This window comes from Bradyrhizobium sp. CCBAU 51753, from assembly GCF_015291565.1.
GTDB classification, from domain to species: Bacteria; Pseudomonadota; Alphaproteobacteria; order Rhizobiales; family Xanthobacteraceae; genus Bradyrhizobium; species Bradyrhizobium ivorense.
In genome coordinates, this window is sequence record NZ_CP030037.1 from 5,242,115 (window position 1) to 5,261,267 (window position 19,153).

Annotated in this window: 13 protein-coding genes and 1 tRNA gene; 5 read left to right on the forward strand and 9 right to left on the reverse strand. The window is 63.0% G+C overall.

Annotation, left to right across the window (positions count from 1 at the left end; genetic code table 11):
* Positions 1–34: 34 nt before the first annotated feature.
* From XH93_RS23870 to XH93_RS23890, 5 genes are all read left to right on the forward strand, one after another.
* A tRNA-Ser gene (locus XH93_RS23870) sits at positions 35–127 on the forward strand.
* Between the two features lie 192 nt (positions 128–319).
* Positions 320–550: a hypothetical protein gene (locus tag XH93_RS23875; protein ID WP_210340396.1), complete on the forward strand. Its 231-nt coding sequence runs from the start codon at positions 320–322 to the stop codon at positions 548–550.
* Complete coding sequence (locus XH93_RS23880; RefSeq protein ID WP_139483107.1) at positions 543–809, forward strand: hypothetical protein; 267 nt, start codon at positions 543–545, stop codon at positions 807–809. The genes XH93_RS23875 and XH93_RS23880 overlap by 8 nt, the downstream gene beginning before the upstream one ends.
* A gap of 199 nt (positions 810–1,008) precedes the next feature.
* Positions 1,009–2,121: a hypothetical protein gene (locus XH93_RS23885; RefSeq protein ID WP_194469371.1), complete on the forward strand. Its 1,113-nt coding sequence runs from the start codon at positions 1,009–1,011 to the stop codon at positions 2,119–2,121.
* Between the two features lie 120 nt (positions 2,122–2,241).
* Positions 2,242–3,792, forward strand: a complete 1,551-nt coding sequence (locus tag XH93_RS23890; RefSeq protein ID WP_194469372.1) for a 4-amino-4-deoxy-L-arabinose transferase — start codon at positions 2,242–2,244, stop codon at positions 3,790–3,792.
* A gap of 236 nt (positions 3,793–4,028) precedes the next feature.
* Here XH93_RS23890 and XH93_RS23895 read toward each other — a convergent pair whose 3' ends face one another.
* The 9 genes from XH93_RS23895 to XH93_RS23935 all read right to left on the reverse strand — a co-directional run bounded on the left by XH93_RS23895 (position 4,029) and on the right by XH93_RS23935 (position 19,135).
* Positions 4,029–5,396: an HlyD family type I secretion periplasmic adaptor subunit gene (locus XH93_RS23895; RefSeq protein WP_139862630.1), complete on the reverse strand. Its 1,368-nt coding sequence runs from the start codon at positions 5,394–5,396 to the stop codon at positions 4,029–4,031.
* Between the two features lie 9 nt (positions 5,397–5,405).
* Positions 5,406–7,118, reverse strand: a complete 1,713-nt coding sequence (locus XH93_RS23900) for a type I secretion system permease/ATPase (RefSeq protein ID WP_194469373.1) — start codon at positions 7,116–7,118, stop codon at positions 5,406–5,408.
* 116 nt (positions 7,119–7,234) lie between these two features.
* Positions 7,235–12,820, reverse strand: a complete 5,586-nt coding sequence (locus tag XH93_RS23905) for an SdrD B-like domain-containing protein (RefSeq protein WP_194469374.1) — start codon at positions 12,818–12,820, stop codon at positions 7,235–7,237.
* A 711-nt stretch (positions 12,821–13,531) separates the two neighbouring features.
* Positions 13,532–14,029, reverse strand: coding sequence for a hypothetical protein (locus XH93_RS23910; RefSeq protein ID WP_246799280.1), 498 nt, complete (start codon positions 14,027–14,029; stop codon positions 13,532–13,534).
* Positions 14,030–14,201: 172 nt separating this feature from the next.
* On the reverse strand, positions 14,202–14,738 hold the full coding sequence (locus tag XH93_RS23915) for a tetratricopeptide repeat protein (protein ID WP_194475313.1): 537 nt from the start codon (positions 14,736–14,738) through the stop codon (positions 14,202–14,204).
* A 213-nt stretch (positions 14,739–14,951) separates the two neighbouring features.
* Positions 14,952–15,350 (reverse strand): hypothetical protein, encoded by a 399-nt coding sequence (locus tag XH93_RS23920; protein WP_194469376.1) that lies wholly within the window; start codon positions 15,348–15,350, stop codon positions 14,952–14,954.
* A gap of 12 nt (positions 15,351–15,362) precedes the next feature.
* Positions 15,363–16,991, reverse strand: a complete 1,629-nt coding sequence (locus XH93_RS23925) for a type II and III secretion system protein family protein (RefSeq protein WP_194469377.1) — start codon at positions 16,989–16,991, stop codon at positions 15,363–15,365.
* A 444-nt stretch (positions 16,992–17,435) separates the two neighbouring features.
* On the reverse strand, positions 17,436–17,858 hold the full coding sequence (locus tag XH93_RS23930; RefSeq protein ID WP_246799282.1) for a TadE/TadG family type IV pilus assembly protein: 423 nt from the start codon (positions 17,856–17,858) through the stop codon (positions 17,436–17,438).
* Positions 17,858–19,135, reverse strand: a complete 1,278-nt coding sequence (locus XH93_RS23935; protein ID WP_194469378.1) for a pilus assembly protein TadG-related protein — start codon at positions 19,133–19,135, stop codon at positions 17,858–17,860. Before XH93_RS23935 ends, XH93_RS23930 begins: the two co-directional genes overlap by 1 nt.
* Between the last annotated feature and the right edge of the window lie 18 nt (positions 19,136–19,153).

Genomic DNA, 19,153 nt, shown 5'->3' on the forward strand with positions numbered 1-19,153 from the left:
CGTGCCGACAAAATCGATGCATAAGGCTCGCACCGGAGAGGTGGCCGAGTGGCTGAAGGCAACGCTTTGCTAAAGCGTCATACGGTCTCAAGCTGTATCGAGGGTTCGAATCCCTCCCTCTCCGCCATTCTGTATTTTCAATAGCTTAGCTAGTCTTTTGAATGACCGGCGTTGCCGCAGGTCGGGCAGCGCTCCGGCTGCTGCGCAACGTAATACAGGTGTGGGCTTTGGTAATAAGATGCGTTCATCATGGTGGCCGGCCCGGCCGATTGCAGGTCGGTCCGGCGGCCCGGCCGCAGGCGCCGTCGGCGTTCACGCGATGCCGCGCCGAATTGCCCCGGTGCTCGATTCATTCATTGCGTTTGCGAATGCTTATTGGAGTTGCAATTTGGCAGATGATCGCCTGGCCAGGCTTGTGGCCACCTTCATCCTCGTGATGGGACGGCTCGCCGTCTCCAACTGGTTGCCCGCGATCGGATGCCGGCCGGCGCATCTGCGACCCGCCGCCGCTTCGCGCGATGATCGCCAGCTTGCGATGTCCCATGTCTGACGACTTATCACAGCTCAACTTCGAGGCTGCCGCACGTCTCTACAAATGGCCCTCGCTCGGCAATCTGCGGCGCGAGGATCGTGCGCCATACATGGTTGCCGAGGGAACGCTGGATGAATGCATCCGCGACTTCATGGCCAAGCCGGAGCGGTCTCGACACCTCTACGAAATCCGCACCACGCCGCAGGCACCGCTGGTCGGCGATATCCTGTCGCCGGAACACATCGTCGAGCTGTCGAGGCTGCGGGATTTCCTTTGAGCACGCCCGCGGTTCGCGAACGATTTCCCTCGTCGGCCTCGCCCGGGCCGCTGGATTGTTTGCCCGTACACGAGCAGCTACAATCGGCCGACTCTCCGGTTGACGCGCCTACTCCGGCATCGCGTATCTGCTGCGCCCTGCCCGGCACGGCCCGCAGCACGCCGACGGGGCATCAAGAGAACGCCGCATGAGATTCAATTTGGCGATCCTGACTGTGCTTGCCGCAAGGCCCGAGCAACGGATCCCGGTTGAAGAGGTCAGCCGCGAAGTCAAGCGCATGATCGCGGCGGGCGATGCCGCCACGCAACTAGATCGATCAGCCGAGCAGCTCGGCAATGCCGATGTCTTCCAGTCCGGCTGGGCCTCGATCAATCCTGCCGGCCTACAGATTACCGACACCGGCCTCTCGCTGTTGCGCTCGCTCGAAGCCGCCGGCATCGAAAGGCAACGCGACGAGCGCCGATCCGGACCGTTGGACATAGCTGCCACCAGCACGCGCCGTGCGGCCATCGTTGAACAGCCCGAGACCATCGATCTTGAGCTCCCCCCGATCACAGACCACGACCACGGCAATCGCGTCACGTCGCACGCGGGCCCTTCACCGCCTGCGCCCGATCCACCGGCGCGGGATGCCCCGATCGTCCTCCCGCCGGCGTTCGGCTCCGTGCAGCCGGATCACCGGAACGAGTCCCGGCTATCCGCCCTCGCCGGACTGTTCGGCAAGGTGATGCCCGGAACAGCCCGCGCGCGGCGGCGGCGCGCCATCGCCGATATTCCGGATCGGAACGTCGAAGGCAGGGCCGGAAAAACCGGCCTGGCTCTGGCCTTCCTCAGCGCGCTTTCGATCATTGCCTGCGTCGGTGCGGCGATTGCCTTTGGTCAGATCTCCTCGCTGAAGGCCGATCTCGCCGCGCTGCGCCGCGAGCAGGCGCCGCTGCGGGAGCGTCTGGCAAAGCTTGAGCAGAGCGAGGCCGCGCGACGCGAGGCCGCCCAACAGGAAGAAGCGCAACAAGCCAAGGCCGAGGCTGAAAGGAAGGCGTCCGAGAGCGGCGGCGAGCAGGCGATGCTCGGCCTGTCGCGCGACGAGATCCAGCTGATCAGGGAGTACATCAAGGCCGCCCCGTCAGCGGGTGCCGCTGCGGTGACAACCAAGGTCGGCGATCCCGTCACCGGCGGAATGATTCCGCTGCCCTCCTCGCTGACGGAAAAGGTGCCGCGACTGGTCGGTGCAAGATTTGCGACCCGCAACGGCGCGATCATCATCAGCACGCGCAACAGCCGCCGCGTCGATGCCGTGCTGCTGCCGAACTAGACGGCCGAAGCCGATTCTGTTGCGCGGCAGCGAAGCTGATTTCCCTGTAGCCGGGGAGCGACCATCCGCAGGCGCTGTCCTCTTATGGTATCTTAAGGGCCTGGGCGCTATGTTCGCGGTATGCTGCTGCACGACACGATCGACGGCACAGTGACCGGAACGCGCGCCAGTGCCGCGCCCGGCCGTGCACGCGCGGCCGGTGTTTCGGCCGGACGATTGCATCCGCTGATCGCTCTTGTTGTGCTCGCACTGGCGATACGGATTCCGGCAGCGTTCTGGCCCAACGTCGTCTACCCCGACGAGACCTTCCAGTATCTGGAGCCGGCCTGGCGGATGCTCGGCCACGACAGCATCGTCACGTGGGAGTGGCGCGAAGGGATTCGCGGCTGGTTTTTGCCGACCCTGTTGGCCGGACCGGTCGCCTTTGGCGACTGGATCGCCCCCGGCGGCGAAGGTGCCTTCGTGGTGCCGCGTCTGGTTGCCGTGTGTGCGTCGCTGTCGATCGTGATCAGCGCCTGGTGCTTTGGTGCGCGTGTATCGCGAATCCATGCTGTCATCGCGGCCTATGTTGCCGCGATCTGGTTCGAGTTCATCGTATTCGCGCCGCGCACCTTGGGCGAACCCTTGGCGACCGCCCTGATCATGCCCGCGGCGTTGCTGCTGACCGATCGTCCCTCGCGAAACCGCCTTGTCATCGCCGGCGCCCTGCTTGGCCTCGCCTTTGTCTGCCGCTTCCAATATGCGCCGGCCATCGCCATCCTCGCTGTCGGCGCATGCAGGACGTACTGGCGAAATCTGATTCCGCTTGTTGCCGGCGGGCTCGTCGCACTGCTGATCGGGGCTGCGATCGATGCTGCGCATGGCGCCGTGCCGTTTGGCTGGCTGGTCGCAAACATCGAACAGAACCTGGTGCAACATCGCGCAGCGGAATTCGGCGCGACGCCGCCGCTCGCTTACTTCGAAAATTTTTTGATGTTCTGGTCGTGGGCGATCGTGCTTCCGCTGGCGGCGATCTGGCGCGGCCGGCGCCGTGCACCATTGCTGCTGGACGTGGCATTGGTCAACCTCGTCTTTCACAGCCTGATTGCCCACAAGGAAGACCGCTTCATCTTCCTGTCGACGGCGCTGTTCATCATCCTGGCAGCGCTGGGATCGGCTGATTGGCTGCAGACGCTGCGGGCGCGGCGCGGTTGGCGGCCCTGGGCGTTCCCGGTGATCGCCGGCGGGTGGCTCCTGCTCTCGCTGGGGGTTGCCGTCGCCGCCCCGGACATCCGCGAATACTGGACGCGCGGTATCGGCGCGGCGCGTCTTGCGGCAGAGTTGCGCGACGATCCGCAGCGCTGCGGTCTTGCATTGTACGCCATTCGCTTCCAGGCATTCCCCGGACAACAGCGACTGGCCGGTTCAGCGCCGCTCTATTTGCTGCATCCGAGAGACCCGTTGACGGAAGGACGTCTGACGGCGCTGACAGAGGCGACCAGTCCGGCGTTCAACCGCATCATCGCACGGCCGGCGGCGGCGGGTGATCTTCCGGCGAACTTTTCAAAGCACAGTTGCGCCCCCGTCGGCGACGCCGATGCCTGCATCTATGCACGCAGCGGCAGTTGCGACGCTTCTGCGGCGTCGCCTTTTTTTGCCGTCAATGACGTGATCTTGCGCATCGGCCACTAGCTAGCGCGCTGATGTAGGTTGATCGGTATGGCCGCGACTTCGGTCCACCTCTCCCCGACGGGGAGAGGTCGATTTGCGTTAGCAAATCGGGTGAGGGGCCGCAGCTCTCACGAGAGACCGTAACCCCTCACCCGGCGCTGCGCGCCGACCTCTCCCAAGGGAGAGGTAAACTTCCGATGCCGCTACAGCTCAATCTAATCCCATCATGCTCTAGCACCGGTACCACGTACCGTGCGCTATCTCTGCCGGAACGAATGGTTGAACGACATGATCAGCGGGCCGGCGATGTATTCGAGCGCGGTGCGCTGCACGGTTGGGATCATCACCGTTGCCGGCATGCCCGGGTAGAGGCGAATGTTCGGCATCGCCGCGAGTTCATCCTGATCGACCCGCACGAAGGCGGTGTAGTAGGGATTGTTGGTCTTGGGATCCGTCAGCCGGTCCGCCGAGACCTGGGTGACGTCGCCGTGGATGATCGGCACGATGCGCTGCTTGTAGGCGGTGAGATGCACCTCCGCGCGGGTGTTTGGGTGCACGTCGCTGATATCCTCCACCGCGACCTGGGCCTCGATCGTCAATCCGTCCTGGAGCGGCACGATATCCAGGATCTTGTCGCCGCGCTGGATGACGCCGCCAACCGAGAATACGTTGAGTCCGACCACGCGCCCGCTGTAGGGCGCACGAATCTCCATCCGGCCCAGCACCGCCTTGGCATTCATCGCCTTCGGGATCACCTCCAGGATCTTGGCCTGGGTGTCGCGCAGATCCCGCGTGACCTCGGTCATGCGGTCGTTGTCGAGCTGGGCCATCTGCTGCTCCTGCTCGGCGATGGCCTGACGCGCCTTTGCGATGCCGGCGTTGGCGTCGGCGATCTGGCCTTCGAGGCCATACGCGGTGCGCTCCAGCTGCAGGATGCGGGGGCGCGCGATCAGGCCCCGCTCAACCAGCGGCGCGATATCCTTTGCCTCGCGGTGAACGGACGTGACCTGATCGGTGAATGCCTTGACCTGCGCCTCGGCTCCGACGATCTGCGAGCCAAGCTGGTTGATCTTTTCGCGAATGACGCTTCGTTGTCCCGCGATTGCCGCCAGACGGCTCTCAAGCTGGCTGACCTGCCCGTTCCACACGCTCTTGAAATACGGATCCTCGGAACGGGCCTTGAGGTCGAGAGGCATCGTCAGCCTGGATCCGCGATCGAGCTCGGTCAGAAGGCGAACTTCCGTCGCGCGGAGCACGACGTGTTGCTGGGTGAGAACCTCGAATTCCGCACGCGCCTGGGTCTCGTCGAGCACGATGAGCAGGTCGCCGGCGCCAACCTGGTCGCCTTCCTTGACGTGCAGCTCCTTGACGATGCCGCCATCCAGATGCTGGACGCTCTTGCGGTTGCCGTCGACCTTGACGACGGCATTCGCCACCACGGCGCCATTGAGCGGAGCGGTTGCCGCCCAGGTGCCGATGCCGCCGAAGAAGACCGCGATCATGATCCAGCCGGCGAGCGCCACGTGCTCGATCGAATCGCTGAGTGCTCCGCGTGCGGGGGCCGGCGCGGGCGCGGCAAGTGAGAGGAGCTTCCTGAGATTCCCTTCGAGAATGGCCAAGTCCATGGGATCCGCCTAACTGCCAGCGCTTTGCACCGCGTGCACAGGCACGGGGCGGGTCAGACGCGACATGATCTCAAGACGTGGTCCGAACATCTCGGCGGTCCCCTCCCGGAGGACGAGGATCTTGTCGACGACGCTGATGGTTGCCGGCCGGTGCGAGATGATGACGACGGTGGTGCCGCGCTTCTTCAGTTGCACGATGCAATCGGCCAGCGCGTTGTCGCCTTCAGCATCGAGATTTGAGCTGGGCTCATCGAGGACGACGAAGCTCGGATTGCCGTAGACGGCGCGAGCCAGGCCGATGCGCTGTCGGAAGCCCCCCGACAGGATCGCCCCGCCCTCTCCGACCTGGGTGTCGTAGCCGCTCTGAAGCCGCACGATCATCTCGTGGACACCGGCGAGCTGGGCAGCGTGGATCACCTCAGTGTCGCAGCTCTCATCAAAGCGGCTGATATTGGCGGCAACGGTGTCTGCGAACAGCTCGATGTCCTGAGGCAGATAGCCGACATGGTCGCCGACCGCCTTCCTGACCCAGGTCGACACGTCGGCGCCGTCGAGGCGCACCGCCCCGGCCGACGGCGTCAACACGCCAACGAGGTGACGCGCCAGCGTCGACTTGCCCGCGCCGGAGGGGCCGATGACGCCGAGCACCTCTCCCGCCTCGATCGCGAAGGTCACACCGCGCAGGATCGGCTTGGAGCTGCCATACGGCACAAAGGTGAGTGCCTCGACCGACAGCCGGCCCTTGGGTCTCGGCAGGGTAAGCCCGGTCTCGCGGACGGGATCGGCGGTGAGAAGCTCCTGAATGCGCAGGAATGCAGTCCGCGCCGACACGAGGCTGCGCCACGAGCCAACGATCTGCTCGACCGGCTGCAAGGCACGGCCCAGCAGGATGCTGGCGGCAAACATCGAGCCGACGGTCGTGAGCCGCTCGATGACGAGATAGGCGCCGAGGCCCAGGATCAACGATTGCATGGCGAGCCGCAGGAACCGGATCAGGCTCTGGACGGTCGCGGCGCGGTCGCTCGCAGCCACCTGCCGCTCCAGCATCCGGTCGCGATCGCGACGCCAGCGCCGCAGCAAGCCCCTGGTCATGCCCATCGCGCGCACGACTTCCGTGTTGCGCAGGCTCATTTCGGTGAAGCTGTAGCTGCGCGCGGCCGCCTCGTTCGATTCCGTCAGCGGCAGCCGCACCAGCCATTCGCTGAGCAGCGCCATCAGCACCAGGATGATCGAGCCGCCGAGCGCAAAGGCGCCCAGCGCGGGATGCAGCACGAAGATCACGGCGATGTAGATCGGGGCCCACGGCAGATCGAAGATTGCGTGGATTCCGGTGCCGGTCACGAACTGGCGGAATGTATCGAAGTCCCGCAGCGCCTGGCTGCGGGCGCCGCCTGCAGCGGCCGAGCGATCGATGATCGCCGTCATCACCCGCGCGGCGATCTTACGATCGAGGCGGATGCTGGCGCGGGTCAGCACCCGCGCGCGAACCGCATCGAGCCCGGCGAGCGCCATGAAGGCCAGCAGCAGCGCGATGGTGAGCATCAACAGCGTGATCTCGCTGGCGCTCGAGATCACGCGGTCGTAGACCTGCAACATATAGAGAGGGCCGGCCAGGTACAGCAGGTTGATCGCGAGGCTAAAGGTCCCGGCGGTCAGGAAATATCCTTGGCAGGTCTGCACCAACTGCCGGAGCTCGTCCGGCCTCTTGAACGGTACGCTCACGCAATCCGGCAGGATACCTGCCCCTCCAACCAAAAACTCTACCTCGGCGCCCGCGGCACCCGGCCAGGTTTTCTATCTAGCCTGGCCGGGCCTGGTCCGCAGAAAGCCAGCGTCAACTAGACGAGATTCACGTAGCTGCTGTCCTTGTTGATCCAGGCGTCGATGACACCGAGATAGTCTCCATTGTTGACGCCGAGCAGAACCATCGACTGATTCTGCGACACCGCGAGCTGCTTACTGCCAGCTGAATCGGTGAGCGCGTTCATCGCGGCAAAGATGTCGCTGCCGGACGGGATACCGTCGTCGGATTCACCAACCTGCCAGGCAGCGCTGCTGGCCTTGACCGTCTTGGTGAAGCCGTCCTTCCCGGGCTCGCTCGAGTTGTTGTACTGCAACACCTCGCACGTCGTCCCACCGGTATTCAGAGTGTCCGTCTTGGTGCCGCCGTACTTGATCAGCCAATCGGCGATATCGGTCAGGAGGCCGGCCGGTGCGTTGAAGTCCGGCACACCGACATCGTTCAGCAACGTCGTTATCGCGTATCGGGCGAAATCACCGAGCTTGTCGCCGCCGGTGCCATTGGAACCACAAACGATCTCCTGCGCGTCATCCCACTCGATGACGAGGCACTTTCCATTCGAACCCTCGAATACCAGGTCCTTCTTGCCGTCATTGTCGACGTCGACGAAGTTGCTGTTCGCGTCGGAATGATTGGGCAGCAGGTTGAGTATGTCTGGCTGCTCGATCACGCCGCCGTCGGCAAGCTTGTCGGCAAGGAAGCGGCCCTGCCCGTCCGAGGGTCCGTTGTTGGCAACGCCGTCCCAGACGTAGAGATGGTTGCACCAGAAGCCGGGCGTAAGCCCGACTGCCCCGACCGCATGGTTGCCGAAGAACAGGTCATCGCCGACCACGACCTCGTGTTGCGGATCGTTGGCCCCGAGGCCGGCATCGCCCGCGAAGGCCACCAGTTCTTCGCCGCTCTGGATGGTGACCGTCGTCGTATTGTCGCCGATCCCGTCATTGTTGTGATCGACGGTTGCCGCCCAGGTCTGGCCGCCGTCGGTGAACAGCTCGGTGACCGTGTAGGCGCCCGGATGGAGGTTCAGAAATGAGAACTTGCCGTTCGCATCGGTCGTGGTGGTAATAGTGTCCTGGGTCCCGTTACCGTCAATATCACCCTGCAACTGGATAGTAACACCGGCCATCGGCTTCTCATCGTCGGCGGTGTTCGCGATGTTGTCGGCGCCATCCGCGTCGTACACACCATCTGCGTTCACGTCCTCGAACTTAAAGCCGTGGATCGAGCCGTTGAGGTAGTTCATGAAGGTGGTGTCGGCGTCGACGCCGTGGGATTCCCCGGACGCGAGGGTCAGGGCGATCGTCGTCTTGTCCGCCGACAGATAGCCGCCGCTCAGCACCTCCTGGACGAGGTATTTACCCGGGTCCAAGCCGCTGAACGACCAGGTGCCGTTGGCTGCCGTCGTCGTGGTCTTGAACGGCGAGTCCTCGGTGTCGTTGTCGATCACGCCGTCGCGCTCGTCGTCCTGCAGAATGCCGTCGCCGTTGAGGTCCTTGTACAGGTTGATCGTGATCCCCGCGATCGGGGTGTTCTCACCGGCATCCTTGACGCCGTCCGCATCGAGGTCCAGCAGCTTGATGCCGTTCACCGACGCCGTCTTGTAGTTCATGAAGGTGGTGCCTTCATCGACCCCGTGGGTCTCGCCGGAGGCCAGCGTGATGGCGACGTCGACGTTGTCCTTGGTGACATAGCCACCGCTCAGCACCTCCTCGACAATGTACTTGCCGGGGTCGAGGTTGCTGAACGACCAGGTGCCGTCGGCCGCCGTCGTCGTGGTCTTGAACGGGGAGTCCTGGGTGTCGTTGTCGATCACGCCGTCGCGCTCATCGGCCTGCAGCACGCCGTCGCCGTTGAGGTCCTTGTACAGGTTGATGGTGATCCCGGAGATCGGCGTGTTCTCGCCGGCATCCTTGACACCGTCCGCATCGGCGTCGAGCAGCTTGATGCCGTTCACCGACGCCGGCTTGTAGTTCATGAAGGTGGTGCCTTCATCGACCCCGTGGGTCTCGCCGGAGGCCAGCGTGATGGCGACGTCGACGTTGTCCTTGGTGACGTAGCCGCCACTCAGCACCTCCTCGACAATGTACTTGCCGGGGTCGAGGTTGCTGAACGACCAGGTGCCGTCGGCCGCGGTCGTCGTGGTCTTGAACGGGGAATCTTCCGTATCGCTGTCAAGGACGCCGTCGCGCTCATCGGCCTGCAGCACGCCGTCGCCGTTCAGGTCCTTGTACAGGTTGATGGTGATCCCGGAGATCGGCGTGTTTTCGCCGGCATCCTTGACACCGTCCGCATCGGCATCGAGCAGCTTGATGCCGTTCACCGACGCCTGCTTGTAGTTCATGAAGGTGGTGCCTTCATCGACCCCGTGGGTCTCGCCGGACGCCAGCGTGACGGCGACGTCGACGTTGTCCTTGGTCACATAGCCGCCGCTCAGCACTTCCTCGACAATGTACTTGCCGGGATCGAGGCCGTTGAACGACCAGGTGCCGTCGGCCGCCGTCGTCGTGGTCTTGAACGGGGAATCTTCCGTATCGCTGTCAAGGACGCCGTCGCGCTCATCGGCCTGCAGCACGCCGTCACCGTTCAAATCCTTGTATAGGTTGATCGTGATTCCTGAGATCGGCGTGTTCTCGCCGGCGTCGTGAACGCCGTCGGCGTCAGCGTCGAGCAGCTTGATGCCGTTGATCGAAGCCGCCTTGTAGTTCATGAAGGTGGTGCCTTCATCGACCCCGTGGGTCTCGCCGGAGGCCAGGGTGATGGCGACGTCGACATTGTCCTTCGTGACATAGCCACCACTCAGCACTTCCTCGACAATGTACTTGCCGGGATCGAGGTTGCTGAACGACCAGGTGCCGTCGGCGGCCGTCGTCGTGGTCTTGAACGGCGAGTCCTGGCTGTCGTTGTCGAGCACGCCGTCGCGCTCGTCGGCCTGCAACACGCCGTCGCCGTTGAGGTCCTTGTACAGGTTGATGGTAATCCCGGAGATCGGCGTGTTCTCGCCGGCGTCGTGAACGCCGTCGGCGTCCGCATCGAGCAACTTGATGCCGTTCACCGAGGCCGGCTTGTAGTTCATAAAGGTGGTGCCTTCATCGACTCCGTGGGCCTCGCCCGAGGCCAGCGTGATGGCGACGTCGACATTGTCCTTGGTCACATAGCCACCGCTCAGCACCTCCTCGACAATGTACTTGCCGGGATCGAGGTTGCTGAACGACCAGGTGCCGTCCGCCGCCGTCGTCGTGGTCTTGAACGGTGAGTCCTGAGTGTCGTTGTCGAGCACGCCGTCGCGCTCGTCGGCTTGCAGCACGCCGTCGCCGTTCAAATCCTTGTACAGGTTGATGGTGATCCCGGAGATCGGGGTATTCTCGCCGGCATCCTTGACGCCGTCGGCGTCAGCGTCGAGCAGCTTGATGCCGTTCACCGACGCCGGCTTGTAGTTCATGAAGGTGGTGCCTTCATCGACCCCGTGGGTCTCGCCGGACGCCAGCGTGATGGCGACGTCGACGTTGTCCTTGGTGACATAGCCGCCACTCAGCACCTCCTCGACAATGTACTTGCCGGGATCGAGGTTGCTGAACGACCAGGTGCCGTCCGCCGCCGTTGTCGTGGTCTTGAACGGCGAGTCCTGGGTGTCGTTGTCGAGCACGCCGTCGCGCTCGTCGGCCTGCAGAACGCCGTCGCCGTTGAGGTCCTTGTACAGGTTGATGGTGATCCCGGAGATCGGCGTATTCTCGCCGGCGTCGTGAACGCCGTCGGCGTCCGCATCGAGCAGCTTGATGCCGTTCACCGAGGCCGGCTTGTAGTTCATGAAGGTGGTGCCGGCATCGACCCCGTGGGTCTGGCCTGACGCCAGCGTGATCGCGACGTCGACATTGTCCTTCGTGACATAGCCACCGCTCAGCACTTCCTCGACAATGTACTTGCCGGGAGGGAGATTATTGAACGACCAGGTGCCGTCGGCCGCGGTGGTCGTGGTCTTGAACGGGGAGTCCTGGGTGTCGTTATCGAGCACACCGTCGCGCTCATCGGCCTGCAGCACACCGTCGCCGTTCAGATCCTTGTACAGGTTGATGGTGATCCCGGAGATCGGGGTGTTCTCACCGGCCTGCTTTACGCCGTCGGCATTGGCGTCGAGCAGCTTGATGCCGTTGATCGAGCCGGTCTGCAAATTGCCGAAATCGAGATTGTGGGCGTCTTGCCCATCGGTCAACGTTACGCTGAACTCACCTTCCGCGTTGTTGGGGGCCGACTGGATCCATCCCGCTTGCGGAATCTCGCGCACCGTATAGGTGCCTGGCGTGACGAAGAAGCGGTAATAGCCGATCTCGTTGGCGTCGGTGGTATCGCCGTCGTTATCGAGGTCGATGCTGCCGGTGACGACCGACGGTTCACCCGGATCAAGAACGTTGTTGTTGTTGAAGTCCAGATAAACGGTCCAGCCATTGAGCGCCGGCTCGGTCGCCGTCTGCCAGACGTGATCGCCGTTGAGATCATTGAACTTGTGGCCGTCGATGACCTGCCCGATCTGCCGGTTCCATTCCTCGAAACCGTCATTGTTGGTCCACTGGCTGGTGGCCGAGTGCTCCCCCTGCTTGTCGATATAGGTATAGTCGAACGTGCCGGGCTCATAGCCGAATGCCGAATACAGGTAGACGAAGGTCTTGCTGGTATCGAACGCGCTGATCGGGACCAGCATGGTCATGTCGGTGGTGTTGCCGCTGCCCGACTGCAGGCTGCCGTTGAGCCCGATGAACTTGTCGCCGCCCGCGTCGAGATTGTAGATCAACGTGGCGTTGTCGGCGGCCGGAAACGCGCCGGTGCCGGCGGCCGGAGTGGCCCCGGGAGCGTAGTCGTTCAAGGTGGCGGAGTTGGCCTGCCAGATTTGCAGCGCATTGAGCGACAGCAGGGACTTGTCGGCAGCGTTGAGCTGATTGATGTCGAGCTCGAAGCGATAGTAGCCGACGCCATTGACGAATTCGATCGGCAGGTCGGAAAGCTTCAGCGAATGGATGAAGTTGGTGCCGCCCTTGCCCGCGTTGTCGAGCAGGAAGTCGTTGAAGTCGGTGTTGTAACCCTGCACCTGATCGGTGTTGCCGCCGATCTGAGAGAATGGGTCAAGCAGACCCGTACCGGCACCGACCGTGACCTGATCGCTCGAGAAGATTGCCGTCACGGTTCCGCTGGTGATCGTTCTGGTGGTCTGGAACGTCAGGTCGACCAGCGTCGAATCGGTGAAGCTCGTGGTCGCTTTCAGGCCGAGCGCCGGCTCGTCCGCCGTCAGCAGGAAGGATTGGTTGGCCGCGTCGGCGTTGACGTACCATGAGGTCGTGATGGTGCCGTTGACGACGCCGTCGAGATCTCCGGCGCCGCCGTCGGTGACGATCCAGGGATCGCCGCCGCTCAGCGGCGCGCCCAGTTGATCGTCGAGCGTGCCCCAGATGCCATCCGGGCCTGGGCCGATCGAATGCCAGACCGTGAACTGGACGGCGCCGCCTGGCGCGACTTTCGTCGCGGTGAAGGTCGCCGTTGATCCGGGTGCGTAGTCGGAGAGATCGGTGCTGACCAGGAGCAGGTCGTCGCTGAGGACATAGGTACCGGTCGCGGAGTCGAATTTGTACGTCGCCATAGCAAATCTCCCTGCTCACATTTTTTCACGGCAGTACGGGCACGCTCCATTTCCAGAAAATTCCGACCGGCTCGATGTTGACGCGCAATCGCACGCTCCGCGGAAGCGGGTGCTCCACGGACGGCGGCCAACTCAACAGAGGCGGTTTCTCAGAAGTTCGTCGGCCCGAACGGGCCAGGCATTGCCAACGTCATTCCAAATCAATCATCAGGCTACCCTCCCGGGTGCACCGCAATAATCACCTGCGGATCGCACTTGACGTCGTGGACGCACCCAACGTGCTTCCAGCGACAGCGACCGCATCCACCCAAAATTACCTGCACTCGAAATAAAAATAGCCGGAGGCGCCGATCAGGCACGTTCCAGCCGCTACGACGATTGCTCGTCCCTACGTCGCATTACGCAACCTTTGACCTCAACCACAGCCCCGTCGACGTGGGCACGCAACAATTCACTGCATTAAGTCAATAGCTAAACACCTGCATTTCGAATTGTAAACCACTTTTTAACGATAGGCCGGCGGCCTTCCGGATGCCAGCGGCTGGCCGAACACTACGTTCGCGTGAATCTATGATGAAATCTATCTAACGTAGCATTCGTATTTGGCTCGCGCGCGATGATGCAGAAGCCCGCAGGCTTCATCGCAGCAGTCAAATCAAACTGTGAATCCACATCATCTGGAAGCGCGGCGCGCGTTGACGCCGACGCTGATCAGGCAGCTGTCGACGCAATCGTCCGGCGCGGTCGCAGCCACCTGGCCAACGCGCTGATTTCCTGGCCCACTGCCTGGAAATAAAGCAGGTGCGTGATCGCAAAGGACAGCAGGCAAGCCCCGAGAATGGTCGCCATCACGTACAGGCCGGCGCCGGTCGGCACCGCGACTGGCCCAAGCGACGCATGCGCCGAGGTGGGCACGCCGTACTGCCAGGCGTAGACCAGAAAGCCCGCATAGCCGGCGCTGAGGTGAGTTGCGACGGTGAACGCAGGCCTTGCCCTGACGACAAGTCCGAGGCAGGCCAGCAGGAACAGCGGCAGCGCAACGCCGAAAAACTGCAAGCCGTCGATCCCGACGAGCGAGCCGAGCAATGCGTGGCTGCGCTGGAAGATGCCGAAGATCCGGAGATTGACGAACCAGAGTAGCTCGGAGCTCGGCGCATATTGCAGGGCCAGCGCCGCAAGTTCGGCGGCAAGCGTCGCCGCGAACAGCACGCAGGGTCCCAGGAATTGCAGCTTGAAAAGGCGATTCATGAAACAAGCCATGGTCAGAAAATGACTGGCTTGTCTTAGGCCCAAAACCTTTTAACTAGTCTTAACGGTTGCCGGCACCGGCCGGCCCCGGCCGGATAGCGTTGACGGCCCGTTATCGGCCCGAATGATCGGGCTACGGCTGGTTGTTCGGCGGCCGCTCGATGAACTTCCTGCTGCCGTTGAGCAGTTCGAGATTGTTGGCGATCACCGGGTTGCCCGGATCGAGCGAATAGGCCTCCTCGAACTTCTTCCGCGCGCCGCTCAGATTGCCGCGCAGCATGTAGGAGTAGCCCTGGTCGTTCAGCACCTGCACGGTCTTGCCGCCGAGGCGGATCGCCTGCGCATAGGCCTGATCGGCAAGGTCGAAGCGGCGGATCCGGTCATAGCTCGCCGCGAGCCCGACCCAGGCGGTGACGTCCTTCGGCGATTTCTCGACGGCGTCCTTGAAATAGCGCTGCGCCATTCCGTAATTGCCGCGGTTGAAATGCTCCAGCCCGACCCGCACCGGCTCGTCGGAGGGATAGTATTTGACGTCGGTCGGCTCCTGCACGGGGTCGCCGCCCGGCGGGTCCACGGGCGCGACGATGGCCGCCTCCCGCGTCGTGTAATCGCAGGCGGCAAGGCCGACGGCCAGCCAGCAACAGGCGAGCGGTAGAATGAGACGACGCAATCCGCGTCCCATGCTCCAGCCCCGGCGAACCACCTGCATCATCCCAAAAACCATCTCGAAACAACCTACGAGTAACAGGCGGCCTGCCGAACAGCTCAGCGCCAGACCCTCACGTCTCAATTCCCAAGCCTTCTCCCAAGTCTCCGCCCCTTGCTCGCTCAGGCCCGATCCAACGCGGGCGGCGGCGCTCGAGGGGCTGAGGCCTTCGGCTCCTTATCTGCCGCCTCCGACCCCGACGGCCACCGATCCTCCGGTCCCCGCGCCCAATCCGGTCGCGTTGACATTCTGAATTGTGGTGACGGGCGGCGGCTGGCCCATCGCTTCGGTCGGAACGCCCATATTGGGGAGTTGATCCAGCGGGCGTTGCTGATTGCCGTAGCGTGTGATGCCTCCGCTGGTGCGCCGCGCGTCGTACGCGATGCGGCGATCACTGACATTGCGCGGCCATGGATGGATCGTGTGGGTCGCGGCGTTGACTTCCTTGGCGTCGCCGGCGCTCATCGTGAGCGTGTCGGAACGCTGGATGTAACGGTCCATCTCGTCATGACCGGCAACCCCGTAGCAGCCGCCGAGCAGGACGGGTGCGAGCAGTGCCAGGTACCTGATGGTCATCCCTCGCCTCCTCTAGTTCAGGGTCTTCACGACCGGCTGGTTTGCACCAACGGCCGGTGGCGGAACGGGCACGATCGCATTGGGCGCGATGATGTGGCCGTACGGCCCCTTCACCTCGCCGCCGGAATTGACGTAGTCGTCGTAGCGCTTGCGGACTTCCATCTGGCCGTTGAGGAAGAAGTCGACGTCGTTGGCCGGCAGGCGCGAGTCGAGCGGCGATGCCAGCTGCTGGCCGGGCACCGCCGGCGCCACGAGGCGCGGCGTCACGATGATGACGAGGTCGGTCTCTTCCTGCTGGTAGGACTTGCTGCTGAACAACGTCCCGATCACCGGCACCGAGCCGATCCACGGCAGTTGCGAGACGTCCTGGCGGTTGCGGGTCTGCAAGAGGCCGGCGATGGCAAAGCTCTGGCCGTCGCGCAATTCGACGGTGGTGCGCGCGTCGCGGCGGGTCAGTGCAGGAACCTGGGTTCCCTGAATTGTCACCGCGTTCGCAAAATCAAGCTCGCTGACCGACGGCTCGACGCGAAGATTAATTACGCCGCGCGAGAGCACGGTGGGAACGAAGGCCAGCTGGACGCCGAACTGCTTGTATTCGATTCCGATGGTGGGAAAGTTGCTGCCCGATGTCGTGGTCGGTACCGGCACCGGAAACTCGCCGCCGGCCAGGAAGCGCGCGGCGTCCCCGGACAGCGTGGTCAAGTTCGGTTCTGCCAGCCGGCGAGCCAATCCCTTCTGCTCCAACGCCGTAATCAGCAGATCGACCGAGCCGCCGTTGCTGGTTCTTACAATGCTGGTCAACAGACTTCCGAACGGAGCCGGAGATACGCCGGCAGTGCCCACGAGCGTTCCTATGGTTGAGAGCAGAGGAAGGCTTCCCGTGGGAGGAGCACCAACATCGCCATTAACGCCACCAACAGGGACTCTGCCTGCCGCTGTGTTCAGCGAGCCAAGCCCCGTATTCCCGACGTTGGTGCCATTGGCGTTCGCCGCATAGAGGTTCACACCGAGGTTGCGACCGGCCTGCCGGTTGACCTCGAGGAAACGCACCTCGAGCATCACCTGCTGCGGCGCGGCGACGGACATGGCGTTGACGACGATGCCGCCCTCGGGAACGCTGCCCTTGGCAATCGTCAGCGCCCGCTCAGCCGCGACCGCATCGGCGGCCGTTCCGCTCAGCACCACCTGGCCCTGGGATGCAGAAACGCGAATGCCGCGCGTACCCGGCCCGGACTGGATGTTCTGCTGCAGGCTGCCGATGTCGAGGGTCACCTCGACGTCGAGAATGCCGATCTGCTTCATCGAGCTGTCGAACAGGATGACATTGGTAGTGCCGGTCTTCTTGCCCTGGACGTAGATCAGGTGGTCGGTCAGCGACTTCACATCCACGATGTCGGGCGAGCCCGCGACGATCGACGAAAATGCCGTATCGACCCGGAAGGTGCGTGACTTGTTAACCGTCACCCTGACGCGCTGGACGTCGTTCATCTCGCTGACAAAGACGCCGCTGGAAGAGCTCCCCCGCTCTGCCGCCCGCGCGCGATCGGCGGACGGGAAAAAGGCCAGCGCGCCGCCAAGAGCCACCAGGCTCAAGGCGAAGAGACCACGTTCCGCGCTACCCCACACGCGACCGCTACTCATTTCCAATCCCCTCCACCGCGATATCGCGGCATCCGTAATTTTACGGCTCCCCCGGCGTCCGGATCACTCTCCCATGCACATTACGCCGTGGAGCTTACAATGCGTCCGATTACAAATAGTTACCTACAAATTCCCGGTCCTGGCGCACTGAGCCGAGACTTCCCCTCTCGCTCGAGGCCCATCTGGGGGCACCCGCCAGCCGCAAAGCGCGACCTTCAGATAATCCCCCGCCGAACATCGTTTGCAAGGAAAGACCGTCGCCGGGTTGCCGCAGCGCCAGAGAAAACTCCGCGATGTTGCCAGCGCGCACCACTTCCGGGTTGCCGGGCTGCCGGCTGCCAGCGTGCGGGCGGCCAGATCAGGCTTGAGCGGCGGCCGGCTTGGGTCAGTGCTTCGGCGATTCTTGCTTCACCGTGCGCCCGCAACCGCCGGGCAGCAGCTCTTTCAGTTTGGCAACGGGATTTGGGTGGTGACGCTCGGGTTATTGAACGACGTGCCCCACACCGTCGGAAACAACATGGTGAAGCCCGTCACCGATGCCGTCACGGTGACGAAGGAGGTTCCGGTCACCGTATTCACTGTCAGCGTGAAGCCGCGATCATAAAGGAATGGAGCAAGCGCTCTCTTCTGGGTGTCGGTCGTGTAGTCACCGCTGCAGGTGACGGTTGTGGTGATCTTCATTGCGGCGTCTGTATAGCATGTGTTGATCATGGCGGCCCGCGCACCGGCGCCCGCGATCGACCGCAACGACTGCATCGTGATTGCGTAACGCCCCAGGTCGGCCAAGGCGAATATCAAGGTGAAAATCGCCATGGCGACGATGCAAAACTCAAACGCCGCCGCACCGCGCTGATCGAGTCTTCTCATCACTGCACCAAACGCACCGTTTGAACGTTCGGCTTCGCTGCTCCGTCTGATATACAACCAGTGTTGTCCAGCCTTGTGTTGCCCACGAATTGCACGGAGTAGGCTATGACCTGGTAGCACCCGGTGCTCGGCGCACCCGAACTGTTGCCGCTGTATGTGACAGGGGAATTCGGTATATAGACCGTGCCATTGAAATAGCTGGTGGAGCTGCCGGTGACCTTGACAAGACTCGAGGCCTCATCATCGTAGATCAGAAGATCTTTCATCAGAGCCTTCGCCGATGCGGACAATGCGGACGGCCCCGCAGGCGACTTCACCGCCGTCAGTTGGATCGTCGGATTTCCGGTGATGGTGAGTGATCCTCCTCCAAAAAATATCAAGGTAGCGGTTCCCGTTATGGTCGGGCTGCCGTTGATCTTGAGGTTCCCCGTAATGTAGTACGTGCCGTTCAGCGCTGTGGAAGGCAAAGAAGGGTTGCCGTTGGTATTGACGCACGCGCCGGCTTCATAAGAGATGATTGTCGAGCCGCTGCACGATTTGCTGGGAAAATCGTTCGGCACCTTCAAGGCTCCGATCGCGGCGCTCAATCCACTCAACGGATCGGGGACCGATTGCTGATAGGTTTTCACATTCGTGCATTGGCTTCCTCCCGTCTGGGAGCAGCCACCGACGGTGTAGCTCGGCGCATCCACCGAGATGCCGGAATTGCCCTTGAAGCCGATTGCATTATCGGCCGCACTGTTCGAGGCGACACCGCAGGTTGGCGACGTTAGAGTAGGGCTGCCCTGGAACGTGATAGGGTCCTTCAGCGATAACACGCAGGGAGGTTTCGATAGACCGGAAATACCGGCGACCGCCGTTGCGGCCACACTGACCGTCGTGAGCCCAAGCACCTTGGCGATGTATGCCGGCTGCGTCTGAGTGATGGTGGCCTGGACGTATTGACCTGAGACCCCGTTCCACGTGGTCAGCGAAGCGACCTGCACGCTCTGTGAAATTCCGCTCGGAAGGCTCGTCGAACATTTGGAGCCGGGATAGGACGTATCGCCCGTATTGCAGAACGAGTTCTGAGCTGCCGCCTGCTTGCCGCGGTAATCGTATGGCTGCGAATTGTTGCACGTTACGCCGGGCTGCGGAGCGTTGTCGCACGCCACCTTCAAGGCGCCCGCATAGGCTGCCGCATCGGCCGCACCCTGGACGCGTTGCTTGGTGACATACCAGACCCCGGCCTCTCCGCCGATCGCCAACGCTCCGACCAACGGCACCAATGCAATCACGGTTGCGAACGCGACTGA